Source organism: Paraburkholderia rhizosphaerae (assembly GCF_004366595.1).
In the GTDB taxonomy this organism is placed as follows: domain Bacteria; phylum Pseudomonadota; class Gammaproteobacteria; order Burkholderiales; family Burkholderiaceae; genus Paraburkholderia; species Paraburkholderia rhizosphaerae.
Genome location: NZ_SORE01000042.1, coordinates 26,152 through 38,185, shown reverse-complemented (window position 1 = coordinate 38,185; position 12,034 = coordinate 26,152). Strand labels below are relative to the sequence as shown.

General features: G+C 63.3%; 9 protein-coding genes, 1 tRNA gene and 1 pseudogene. 6 read left to right on the top strand and 5 right to left on the bottom strand.

Annotated elements, in window-relative coordinates; translation table 11 throughout:
- Positions 1 to 133, bottom strand: a pseudogene (locus BX592_RS34725) (IS256 family transposase); the annotation flags it as partial.
- A gap of 326 nt (positions 134 to 459) precedes the next feature.
- On the opposite strand from BX592_RS34725, the gene BX592_RS32095 reads away from it, so the two are divergent.
- Complete coding sequence (locus tag BX592_RS32095) at positions 460 to 759, top strand: hypothetical protein (RefSeq protein ID WP_134197294.1); 300 nt, start codon at positions 460 to 462, stop codon at positions 757 to 759.
- A 61-nt stretch (positions 760 to 820) separates the two neighbouring features.
- Here BX592_RS32095 and BX592_RS32090 read toward each other — a convergent pair.
- Together BX592_RS32090 and BX592_RS32085 are read right to left on the bottom strand one after the other, a co-directional pair.
- A tRNA-Arg gene (locus BX592_RS32090) sits at positions 821 to 895 on the bottom strand.
- A 95-nt stretch (positions 896 to 990) separates the two neighbouring features.
- Positions 991 to 1,173: a rubredoxin gene (locus BX592_RS32085; protein WP_134197293.1), complete on the bottom strand. Its 183-nt coding sequence runs from the start codon at positions 1,171 to 1,173 to the stop codon at positions 991 to 993.
- Positions 1,174 to 1,441: 268 nt separating this feature from the next.
- On the opposite strand from BX592_RS32085, the gene BX592_RS32080 reads away from it, so the two are divergent.
- The 5 genes from BX592_RS32080 to BX592_RS32060 all read left to right on the top strand — a co-directional run bounded on the left by BX592_RS32080 (position 1,442) and on the right by BX592_RS32060 (position 9,311).
- Positions 1,442 to 1,846, top strand: a complete 405-nt coding sequence (locus BX592_RS32080; protein ID WP_134197292.1) for a DUF4399 domain-containing protein — start codon at positions 1,442 to 1,444, stop codon at positions 1,844 to 1,846.
- 113 nt (positions 1,847 to 1,959) lie between these two features.
- Positions 1,960 to 3,885, top strand: coding sequence for an ATP-binding cassette domain-containing protein (locus tag BX592_RS32075; RefSeq protein WP_134197291.1), 1,926 nt, complete (start codon positions 1,960 to 1,962; stop codon positions 3,883 to 3,885).
- A gap of 352 nt (positions 3,886 to 4,237) precedes the next feature.
- Positions 4,238 to 6,232 (top strand): DNA topoisomerase IV subunit B, encoded by a 1,995-nt coding sequence (locus tag BX592_RS32070; RefSeq protein WP_134197290.1) that lies wholly within the window; start codon positions 4,238 to 4,240, stop codon positions 6,230 to 6,232.
- Positions 6,233 to 6,380: 148 nt separating this feature from the next.
- The gene (parC, locus tag BX592_RS32065) at positions 6,381 to 8,699 is read left to right on the top strand and encodes a DNA topoisomerase IV subunit A (protein WP_134197289.1); all 2,319 of its coding nucleotides are present in this window, start codon (positions 6,381 to 6,383) and stop codon (positions 8,697 to 8,699) included.
- 153 nt (positions 8,700 to 8,852) lie between these two features.
- Positions 8,853 to 9,311, top strand: coding sequence for a CopD family protein (locus tag BX592_RS32060; RefSeq protein WP_134197288.1), 459 nt, complete (start codon positions 8,853 to 8,855; stop codon positions 9,309 to 9,311).
- Between the two features lie 18 nt (positions 9,312 to 9,329).
- Here BX592_RS32060 and BX592_RS32055 read toward each other — a convergent pair whose 3' ends face one another.
- Both BX592_RS32055 and BX592_RS32050 read right to left on the bottom strand, forming a co-directional pair.
- Positions 9,330 to 10,649, bottom strand: coding sequence for a hypothetical protein (locus tag BX592_RS32055; protein WP_134197287.1), 1,320 nt, complete (start codon positions 10,647 to 10,649; stop codon positions 9,330 to 9,332).
- 126 nt (positions 10,650 to 10,775) lie between these two features.
- Positions 10,776 to 11,984 carry a chromate transporter gene (locus tag BX592_RS32050; protein WP_134197286.1) on the bottom strand — a complete coding sequence of 403 codons (1,209 nt, stop codon included), beginning with the start codon at positions 11,982 to 11,984 and terminating at the stop codon, positions 10,776 to 10,778.
- Positions 11,985 to 12,034 lie beyond the last annotated feature (50 nt).

Genomic DNA, 12,034 nt, shown 5'->3' with positions numbered 1-12,034 from the left:
CGCCCGATTCGCCCAGAATCGACTCGGCATCCTTGTTCTGTACCTGCGCCAGCAACTGGTCGATCACTTCATCGGGGAACAGCTTCGGCGCTTTCGGGTTCCTGCTCTTCTTGGTCACTGTTGTTTCGGTCATAGGACGTTATTTCCGTTATCGTCTCATGACCTCGACACACTAAAAATCTGACAGGCTCCTGGTGGCGTAACAGCGGCAAGCTGCTGAATAGCGTGCTGACCCTCGCATACTTCGATCGGCTGGGCGTGCCACGCCTCTCATAACCTCAACTTCCCGAACCGCCCGGTGCGGACCCGCACGCCGGGTGGTGTGGCAGGGGTACGGCCTTATGGCTGTCCCCTATGCCGATTTGAACTCCGGCGATATTCTCCACCTGCGAGTACTATTCAAAACATCCATTCAACCAAACCCGGATCGCCGATTGATCGTGCACACGGCATAAAACGATGAAACCGCAACGTCTCGTTATCGCTTTGCTCGCTTTTGCGTCGACTGCGGTCCATGCGGATGTGATCAAGGACAATCTGAACTACAGCATGACGGCGAAGTCGTCGGACACGGCCGACGCGGATTGCCGCAAATGGACCGAGGCGCCGATCCGGTTCAGCGATGGCAAATCGACGGTCGACGTCGGAAGGCTCGCGCTCGCGATGGTCGCCGACGCGGCTGCATACCATTCAGGCGGGAGCGCCTTCGCGTGGAATTCGCATGTTTGCGATCGCGGGCGGCTGGCGAGCAGGCCGTAGAGACGGGCGAATCCGACCGGCTGGTGCCGGCCCGGGAGCGCCGGAAATACGTGAGGCGGGATGGTCCCCCCGACAGGAATCGAACCTGTATCTAGCGCTTAGGAGGCACTTGTTCTATCCATTGAACTACGGGGAGAGGACCTTTGAACGGCGCAAGCAAGCCGCAGGGGCCAGAGTATAACAAAGCTGGATGGGCGGGAGATGACGTCAACCCGAATCCCGTGAAACCGTTCAAAACTCCACGACAGCAAATTCCGACTTGCTCACATCGCACAACGGGCAGCGCCAGTCGTCAGGAATCTCAGCGAAACGGGTGCCCGCTGCGATGCCTTCTTCCGGCAAACCTTCTTCCTCGCTATAAATCCAGCCGCAGATCAGGCAGACCCAGCTCTTGTATTCGACGACTTCACTCACGACGCACTCATCCACTATTCAGAACGCTTGATCCACGCGTGCGCTATTGCCTCGAAAGGGCACGCGCGCCAAACCGCCAAGTTTACCGGAAATCGCCTGGACGCCCCCGGTCATAGCGCCGCACGTCCGCATCCGCGACCACGGTTGCGCCGACAAGACCCCCATACCGCCGTGCCGCATGACGTACATTTCACCGGTGTATTCTTTACAGCGCGGCCTTTCCGTGCCCCTTGCCGCTGTATCAGGCCGCTTTCTCAAGGAGAACACGATGTTCACGAACAGATGGCTGGCCAGCGCGCTATGCGCCGGGCTGCTGCTCGCGTCGGGTGTTGCGCGGGCTGCCGGCGACGTATCGTTTATCGAACCGAAAGACGGCGCGACCGTGAGCAATCCGGTCCATGTCAGATTCGCAGTCGAAGGCATGAAAATCGCACCGGCCGGCACGATGTCCGAAGGCACCGGCCATCATCATCTGTTAATCGACGGCCAGCCGGTGCCGAAAGGCACCGTGATTCCGGTCAGCGACAAGTCGCTGCACTTCGGCAAAGGGCAGAAGGAAACGGAGCTCACTCTGCCGCCGGGCGACCACACGCTGACGCTGCAGTTCGGCGATGGCGCACACCAGTCGTACGGTCCGGACTGGAGCAAAACCATCACCATCCACGTGAAGTAATTCCACACGAAGCAACGCGCGCGAAGTCAGGCAACGGCATGCGTGGCTGCAAACATCACGCATGCCGCCCGGTACAATGAGCGTTTCGCCTCGTCGCCGTTGACCTCTCTTTCATGTCGCTTTACACCATTTCGGACGCGCAACTCGCGTTCGGCCACGTCGCGTTGCTCGATCACGCGGATTTTTCCCTCGAAGCCGGTGAGCGTGTCGGCTTGATCGGACGTAACGGCGCCGGCAAATCGTCGCTGCTGAAAATCGTCGCCGACCTCGCCAAACCCGACGACGGGCTGATCACCCGTCAACAGCATGTCGTTAGCGTCTACGTGCCGCAGGAGCCCGAGTTCGAAGCGGGCGCGTCGGTGTTCGACGCGGTCGCGGGCGGTCTCGCGCATGCGCGCGAACTGCTCGACGAATACGACCACGTCGCGCACGCGCTTGCGGACACGCCTGAAGGCCCGCAACACGACACGCTGCTCGCGCGGATGAACACGCTGCAATCGTCGCTCGACACCACCGATGCATGGAACTGGCGTACGCGCGTGTCCACGACGCTGCAGCAGATCGGCCTCGATGGCGGCGCGCAGGTCGGCGCACTGTCGGGCGGTATGCAAAAGCGCGTCGCGCTCGCGCAGGCGCTAGTCGTGCAGCCGGATGTGCTGCTGCTCGACGAACCGACCAATCACCTCGACTTCGACGGTATCCGCTGGCTCGAAGAACTGCTGCTCGGACAACGCGCGGGTCTGCTGTTTATCACGCACGATCGCGCGTTTCTCGATCGCATCGCCACGCGCATCGTCGAGCTCGATCGCGGCCGGCTGCTGTCGTATCCGGGCAACTTCTCCGCTTATCAGACGCGCAAAGCGCAGCAACTCGAAGTCGAACGCATCGAAAACGACAAGTTCGACAAGCTGCTCGCCCAGGAGGAAGTGTGGATTCGCAAAGGTGTCGAAGCGCGCCGCACGCGCAGCGTCGGCCGCATCGCGCGGCTCGTGCAGATGCGCAACGAGCGCGCCGAGCGCCGCAATGTGCAAGGCAATGTGAAGCTCGACGTCGCGCAGGGCGAAAAGTCCGGCAAGATCGTCGCGGAATTGACCGATGTGACGAAGCGCTTCGGCGCGCGCACGGTCGTCGATCACTTCTCGGCGACGCTGATGCGCGGCGACAAGATCGGTCTGGTCGGTCCGAACGGCGCGGGCAAAACGACGCTGCTCAAGCTGATTCTCGGCGAACTGCAGCCAGACGAAGGACGCGTGCGGGTCGGCACGAACCTGCAGGTCGCCTATTTCGATCAGATGCGCGCGCAACTGGATCAGGAAAAGAGCCTCGCCGACACGATCAGCCCGGGTAGCGACTGGGTCGAGATCAACGGCGCGAAGAAACACGTGATGAGCTACCTCGGCGACTTCCTGTTCGCGCCGGAGCGTGCGCGCTCGCCGGTCAAGTCATTGTCGGGCGGCGAGCGTAACCGGCTGCTTCTGGCGCGGCTGTTCGCGCGCCCGGCGAACGTGCTGGTGCTCGACGAACCCACCAACGATCTCGACATTCCGACACTCGAATTGCTTGAAGAACTGCTGACCGACTACGACGGCACCGTGCTGCTAGTCAGCCACGACCGCGCGTTTCTGGACAACGTGGTCACGTCGGTGATCGCGTCCGAAGGCGAGGGCAAGTGGCGCGAGTATGTCGGCGGCTTCACCGACTGGCAGACGCAAAGCGCGCGCTCGGAGCAGCTCGCGCAGCGCGACGCGCCGAAAGAACCGGTAAAGGAAGCAGCGTCGAAAGACAGCGCGGCCGGCCGTAATGCTCAACGCGCGGTGAAATTGTCGTACAAGGAGCAACGCGAGCTGGACGCGCTGCCCGAACGGATTGCGGCGCTGGAACGCGAGCAGAAAACCATTGGCGCGCAGCTCGAGGACGGTTCGATCTTCACAAAAGATGCGCAGGAAGGCACGCGCCTCACGCAGCGCTACGCGCAGATCGACGAGGAGTTGATGGCGGCGCTGGAGCGGTGGAATGAGTTGGAAAGTAAAGGAAAGTAACCGAAACAAGCGCGGAAAGCCGATGCGCGCAGTCGGAAACCGGCAAGAAAAATCATCAGAATGACGCGCGCGGCCTCCGCCAGATGGCCAATCCTGCCCAATCCAAATTGCCGCGCGCATCGAAATCAGTACAATACCCGCGAATCTGCTGCGGACCGTGGCAGTCCACGTGCGCGACCCCACCGCGTGCGTGGGCGCAGCGGGCGGGCCGCAACCGGGCAGGACTGCCTGTGTGTCGGGCAACCGTTCCATTCCGTTGTTTCGTTTCGCTTTTTTTGAAAATTCAACGCATTGTCCACGCAGATGTCCACAGGACTTGTGGACAACGATGAACCGACGGATCGAGCAAACCATGTCTACGAAGAAGTCAAACGCGGCAAACGCTGGGTATAGCGAAGCGTCGATCAAGGTGCTCAAAGGCCTCGAGCCGGTCAAGCAGCGGCCCGGCATGTATACGCGCACCGAGAATCCGCTGCATATCATTCAGGAAGTGATCGACAACTCGTCGGACGAAGCGCTCGGCGGCTTCGGCAAGCAGATCACCGTCACGCTGCACGCCGACCAGTCGGTCTCCGTCGACGATGACGGTCGCGGCATTCCGTTCGGCCTGCATCCCGAAGAAGGCGTACCGGTCGTCGAGATCGTGTTCACGCGGCTGCATGCGGGCGGCAAATTCGATAAAGCCGCCGGCGGCGCGTACACGTTCTCCGGCGGCCTGCACGGCGTCGGCGTGTCGGTCACCAACGCGCTGTCGACGCATCTCGATGTCACTGTCTGGCGCGACGGCAAAGTCGCCGAACTCGGTTTTTCGAACGGCGACGTCGTCAAGGCGCTGAAAGTGCGCGCCGCTGACCGTGGCGAAAAGAAGTCCGGCACGCGCGTCACCGTCGTGCCGAACCCGAAATACTTCGATTCGCCGAACCTGCCGGTCGGCGAACTGCAACGTCTGCTGCGTTCGAAGGCGGTGCTGCTGCCCGGCGTCGAAGTCGTGCTCGTCAACGAAAAAACCGGCGAGCGGCAAAGCTGGAAGTACGAAGACGGTCTGCGCGGCTATCTGCTCGAAGGCATGGCCGGCAGCGACCTGCTGATCCCGCTGTTCGAAGGCGAGCGCTACGCGGAAAGCTCGCGCTCGAACGAGGAGACCTTTGCCGAGGGCGAAGGCGCGGCCTGGGTCGTCGCATGGAGCGAGGAAGGGCCGCTCACGCGCGAGTCGTATGTGAACCTGATTCCGACGCCCGCGGGCGGCACGCACGAAGCGGGCTTGCGCGACGGCCTGTTTCAGGCGGTCAAGAGCTTTGTCGAATTGCACAACCTGCAGCCCAAAGGCGTGAAGCTGCTGGCCGAAGACGTGTTCGCACGCGTGTCGTTCGTGCTGTCGGCGAAGGTGCTCGATCCGCAGTTCCAAGGCCAGATCAAGGAGCGCCTGAATAGCCGCGACGCGGTGAAGCTGGTGTCGTCGTTCGCGCGCCCGGCGCTCGAACTGTGGTTGAACCAGCACGTCGAGCACGGCAAGAAGCTCGCCGACCTCGTGATCAAGCAGGCGCAAGCTCGCACGCGCGCGGGCCAGAAGGTCGAAAAGCGCAAGAGCTCCGGCGTCGCCGTGCTGCCGGGCAAGCTGACCGACTGCGAATCGACTGAAATCGACCGCAATGAGCTGTTTCTCGTCGAAGGCGATTCCGCCGGCGGTTCCGCGAAGATGGGCCGCGACAAGGAATTCCAGGCCATCCTGCCGTTGCGCGGCAAGGTGCTCAACACATGGGAAACCGAGCGCGATCGTCTGTTTGCGAACAACGAGGTGCACGACATCTCGGTCGCGATCGGCGTCGACCCGCACAATCCGGACGATAACGTCGATCTGTCGAACCTGCGCTACGGCAAGATCTGCATTCTGTCGGATGCGGACGTCGACGGCTCGCATATCCAGGTGTTGCTGCTCACGCTGTTCTTCAAGCACTTCCCGCAACTGATCGAACGCGGCAATGTGTACGTCGCGCGGCCGCCGTTGTTTCGCGTCGATGCGCCCGCGCGCGGCAAAAAGCCTGCTCAGAAACTGTACGCGCTCGACGACGGCGAACTCGAAGCGATTCTCGACAAGCTGCGCAAGGACGGTCTGCGCGAAACACAGTGGACCATCAGCCGCTTCAAAGGCCTGGGCGAAATGAGCGCCGAGCAGCTGTGGGACACGACGATGAACCCGGATACACGGCGTTTGTCGCCGGTGGCGCTCGGCGAACTCGACTTCGATGCGACCGTCGCGCGCATGACGATGCTGATGGGCAAGGGTGAAGCGGCGTCGCGGCGCAGCTGGCTCGAAGAAAAGGGCAATGAGGTCGAAGCGGATATTTGAGCTTGATTGAGATTGATGCAAAGTCGCGCGCACGCCGCGTGAAAAAAAGCCGGCGAGTCCGATGACGAAGCGGATGACAACGCAACTGGGCAACGCGGACAACCAGGCGAACGACGCCACGCACGGCTACAACAGACACGGAACATAGATGGAAGACAACACTCCCGATCTATTCGAGCAGGAGCCTCCCCCGGGCGATTCGTTAACCCTCGGTCACTATGCGGAGCAGGCGTATCTCGAGTACGCGGTCAGCGTCGTCAAAGGCCGCGCGCTGCCCGACGTCTGCGACGGGCAAAAGCCCGTGCAGCGCCGCATCCTGTACGCGATGAACGAGATGGGCCTGTCCGACAACGCGAAGCCGGTGAAGTCGGCGCGCGTGGTCGGCGACGTGCTCGGCAAGTATCACCCGCACGGCGACCAGTCCGCGTACGACGCGCTGGTGCGTCTCGCGCAGGACTTCTCGATGCGCTACCCGCTGATCGACGGCCAGGGCAACTTCGGCTCGCGCGACGGCGACGGCGCCGCGGCGATGCGCTACACCGAAGCGCGCCTCACGCCGATCGCGAAACTGCTGCTCGATGAAATCGACCAGGGCACGGTCGATTTCATGCCGAACTACGACGGCTCGTTCGAAGAACCGAAGTTGCTGCCCGCGCGGCTGCCATTCGTGCTGCTCAATGGCGCGTCGGGCATTGCGGTCGGCCTCGCCACCGAGATTCCGTCGCACAACCTGCGCGAAGTCGCGGCGGCCGCGGTTGCGATGATCCGTCATCCGAAGATCACGCACGCGGAGCTGATGCAGCATCTGCCGGGGCCGGACTTCCCGGGCGGCGGCCAGATCATTTCGAGCGAAGCCGAGATCTCGGCCGCGTACGAAGCCGGCCGCGGCAGCCTGAAAGTGCGCGCGCGCTGGAAAATCGAAGAGCTCGCGCGCGGCCAGTGGCAGCTCGTAATCAACGAACTGCCGCCGAACACGTCGTGCCAGAAAGTGCTCGAGGAAATCGAGGAGCAGACGAACCCGAAGATCAAGCTCGGCAAGAAGTCGCTCACGCCCGAACAGCTGCAGACCAGGCAGACGCTGCTCGGGCTGCTCGACGCGGTACGCGACGAATCCGGCAAGGACGCGCCGGTACGCCTCGTGTTCGAGCCGAAGTCGAGCCGCATCGATCAGACCGAATTCGTCAACACGCTGCTCGCGCATACGAGTCTCGAATCGAATGCGCCGCTGAATCTGGTGATGGTCGGCGCCGACGGCCGGCCGCGGCAGAAGGGCATCAGCGAGATCCTGCACGAGTGGGTCGGCTTCCGTTTCACCACGGTCACGCGGCGCACACAGTTCCGGCTCGGCAAGGTCAACGACCGCATCCATATTCTCGAAGGCCGGATGATCGTCTTCCTGAATCTGGACGAAGTGATCCGGATCATCCGCGAGTCCGACGAGCCGAAGGCCGCGCTGATCGAAGCGTTCAAGCTGTCGGAGCGCCAGGCGGACGACATCCTCGATATCCGGCTGCGTCAGTTGGCGCGGCTCGAAAAGATCAAGATCGAGAAAGAACTGGCCGAACTGCGCGACGAAAAAGCGAAGCTCGAAGAACTGCTCGGCAGCGAAAGCGCGATGAAGCGCTTGTTGATCAAGGAAATCGAAGCCGACGCGAAGCAGGTCGGCGACGAGCGCCGCACGCTGATCCAGCAGGACAAGCGCGCGACCTTCGAAGCGCGCGTGGTCGACGAGCCGGTGACCGTGGTCGTGTCGCAAAAGGGCTGGGTGCGTGCGTTGAAGGGGCACGGGCTCGATCCGGCCGGCTTCACGTTCAAGGCGGGCGACGGGCTTTATGCGGCGTTCCAGTGCCGCACACCCGATACGCTGGTCGCGTGGGGCAGCAACGGACGCGTCTATTCGGTCGCGGTGAGCCAGTTGCCGGGCGGACGCGGCGACGGCGTGCCGGTCACGACGATGATCGAACTCGAATCGGGCACGCACTTGATGCACTACTACGCGGCGACCGGCGACCAGGCGCTGCTGCTCGCGTCGAGCAACGGCTTCGGCTTTATCGCGAAGCTCGGCGATATGGTGAGCCGCGTGAAGGCGGGCAAGTCGTTTATGACGATCGACGAAGGCGCGAGCCCGCTCGTGCCGATGCCGATGCTGCCGGATGCGACGCAGGTCGCTTGCCTGTCGAGCACGGGGCGCATGCTCGTGTTCGGTCTCGACGAGATGAAGACGCTGTCGGGCGGCGGCCGGGGCGTCACGCTGATGGGGCTCGATGCGAACGAAACGCTTGCGCAGGCGCTGGCGATCGGCAAAGCGGGTGTCGTGCTGATCGGCACGGGACGTGGCGGCAAGCCGGGCGAGGAAGTGCTGGCCGGGCGCGCGCTCGCGGCGCATGTCGGCAAGCGCGCACGCAAGGGACACAAGCCGGATACGAAGCTTAAGGTCATCGCGTTGCGGCCGGCGATCGACGGCTAACGCGGGCGGAAAGGGCGGCGGGGCGCCCGGATCGGAGCGGGATGCGGATGCGGCGGACATCGCAATCCCATCGCGCGATGAACTGCGCAGCACGTAGGCGGTCGAACGCGCAATCTGGCGGTTGTGCCGCACCGATACGACAAAGGAAAACGAATGACTAAAGCGATCGAAATCGCGCTCTTTCTCCACCTGCTCGGCGTCGCCGTCTGGATCGGCGGCATGGTGTTCGCGAATTTCTGCCTGCGGCCGGCGCTCGGCGATCTGTCGCCGCAGTTGCGGTTGCCGTTGTGGGAGTCCGTCTTCTCGCGGTTCTTCAACTGGGTCGGCGTGTCCGTGATCGTGATCCTGCTGTCCGGCGGCTTCCTGCTTTCGCAGTACGGCGGCGCGCATGCGTCGTGGCAGCTGCATACGATGGCAGGCCTTGGCATCGTGATGATGCTGATCTTCGGGCACCTGCGCTTTGCGGTGTTTCCTCGCATTCGCCGCGCCGTGCAGGCGCAGAAGTGGCCGGACGGCGCGCGTGCGGTCGCGACCGTGCGGCGCCTCGTGATCGTCAATCTGGTGCTGGGGGTGGTGACGATCGGCGTCGCGGTGATGTCGCGCGGGTTTTAAAAGCGCGTCGCACGAGCGTCAATCCGACGGGTCCAGTTGCGCGAGCAGCAAGCGCCGCGCGTTGCCAAGCAGTGACGGCACGGGCTCGGCGCTGACATTGGTCATGCACAGCAAGCCATCGACACTCGCAACCGAGATGCTCTGCGTATGCGGCGCGCCATGCATCGCGACCGGCGTCACCCATTTGATGCGCAAGCGCCCGTATTCCAACGGAATGGACAACTGCCCATAGTTGTCGACTCTCAACGTCGGCGCCCGCTGGCGGCTGCCTATCACGAGCCGGTCCGGGTCGGCGCCGGCCGAGATCATATCGAGCACCGGCCACGAAAAGCCGCCGGCGGACTCGGCGTGAGTCGTGCGCATCGCGAGGTTCTGCGTGACGGTGCGTGCCAGGTCCCAGAACGATGAAATCGTGGAAGGATCGAGCTCCGTGCAGCGCTGCTCCGGAAACAGGCCAAGTTGCTCGTTCGCGCCAAACAGCGCACGCGTGTCGATCGAACTCGAGCAACGGATCGTATTGTCTCGCCATGATCGCGATAGCGCGCGTCCGGCGAGCATCACGGCTGCGCACAACGTGCCGTGCACGGTCGCGTGCTGATTGCGCGCGACGCGTTCCACCAACGATGTCACCGACGGTTCGAGCCAGATCTGCTGGAGCAGCGGTTGCTCGTCGTCCGCGGCAAGCGACGCGTCGGCGAGCGGTTCCGATCCGCGCCGTTCAGCTTGACGTTGATCAACATCGCGATTGCGCGCAATCCGCGGCAGCATGGCGAACGCATACTGGTCGCTCATACGCAGCCCGAGCAGTTGATCGTGCGACGGCGGCATCGCACAGGGATCGCCCAGCGCTTCACCGGCCAGCGCGCGCAACAGGTCGCGAATCAGCAGGATCAGCGAAGTGCCGTCGAGCGCCGCGTGATCGGCACCGAGCACGAGTGTCGTGCGATCGCGGCCGTAAAGGATCGACGCGCTCAGCAGCGCGCGATCGGGCGCAAAACGCGTCGCGAGTTCGGCGGAGATCAGTTCGAACAGACGCGTGCCGGACTCGCTCGGCACGACCTTCAACGCAAGCGGTGCGTCCGGTACGAACTCGAACGACGGCCGGAAGCCCGGCTTCTGACGAATCCGCGCCGATAGAATCGCGTGATGCGCTTGCAGCGCGCGAAGCGCGGCGCGCCATTGCTCGATCGTGGTTCGCCCCTGCACCTCGGCGGCCACGACCATCGTGCGTGGCAAGCGCTGCCGCAGCAGCCAGAAGTACTCTTCGAACACACCCAGCATGCGCAGCGTTTTGCCGGGTTGGATCGACGTATCGTCGCGGGTAATCGAATCGGTCATGGCGGCCCTCGTACGTTCAGGCGAGTCTCCTTTAAAACACCTGAATGGGCGACGTATTCCCCGGTTTCCTCATCACGTGATGGGTTCACGCTGAGCTTGGCGCCCGGTCAATTCAAAATCGCACGCTCACAGCGGATGCCCGGACAACAGCCACGCCGCGCACGCGAGCGCGACCGTTCCATAGACGATATAAACCGGTAATTTGAGTTTCGCGAGGCACATCCCTGAAAACAGCGCGGTCGCGAGATAGACCGGTTCGAACGGCACATGCCGCGCGATGCGCAGCACCGCGAGCGCGAGAAACGCGGTGGTGGCCGCGCGCAGCACGCGCATGCCGCGTTCAAAACGCGGATGCGCGCGCAACTGATGCAGATGCCGCTGAGCGAACACCGCGAGGCATCCGGACGGCACGAACAGCGCGAGCGTCGCGATCAGCGCGCCGGGCCAGCCGTCGATCAGATAGCCGAAGAACGGGACGACGTTCAGAAGCGGCCCGGGCGACAGCGGCGACAGCGAAAACGCCAGCGTGAAGTCGCTATCGGACAGGCCGGTCGCGGGTGTGACAAATAGCGTCTTGAGTACCGGCAATGCGGAAAAACCGCCGCCGAACAGCGTCATGCCGGCACCCGCGAGCCGCGGCCACAGCAGCGCGAGTTCGTAGCGATGCGGCAGCGGCAGCGCGAACAGCGCGACCAGCACGGTGAGCGCGGCGAGCAGCCGCCAGTCGTTCGCGGTAATCGATGTCGTGATGCGCATCCCACGCACCGAACTGCTCAGCCAGCCGGCCGCAAATGCGATGCCGAGCATCACGACATATGCGGCGGCGCTGTGCGCATAGAACAGCACGACGCAGGCCAGCACGGCCGCGCCCCATTCGAGCGGTGCGCGCACCAGTGTGCGAGTCTGCTTGTACCAGGTGAGTGCGATCAGCATCGCGAGCACGACGTTGAAGTGATTGAGCAAGGTCTGCGATGCGGCGGCGCGCACCAGCGGCGTCCGGTAGAAAATCGCGAATATGGTCATCAGCATAAAGAACGGCAACACGCTAGCGATGCCGGCGATCCATGCGCCGGCGCGGCCGCGCAATGCGTGACCCAGCTGCACCGCGACGTTGCAGCCGACCGGCCCCGGCACCATCCATGCGAGCGCGATCAGATCGGAGAATGCAACGCGCGACAATCTGGCCTCGCGCTCGACATAGTGATTCTCGAGCTGCGCCATCAGCGCGAGGCCGCCCCATGAGAGCGCGGACAGTCCGAATACGACCCGGAACAGCGTCCATAGCGGTTCGCGATCGTCACGGCGCGTCGCGTGGTCGGTCGTCATCGTTTGCATGCTGATGCGCGGCGGGCATGCGGCGGCCGCCGTCTCTCCTGTGGTTATCA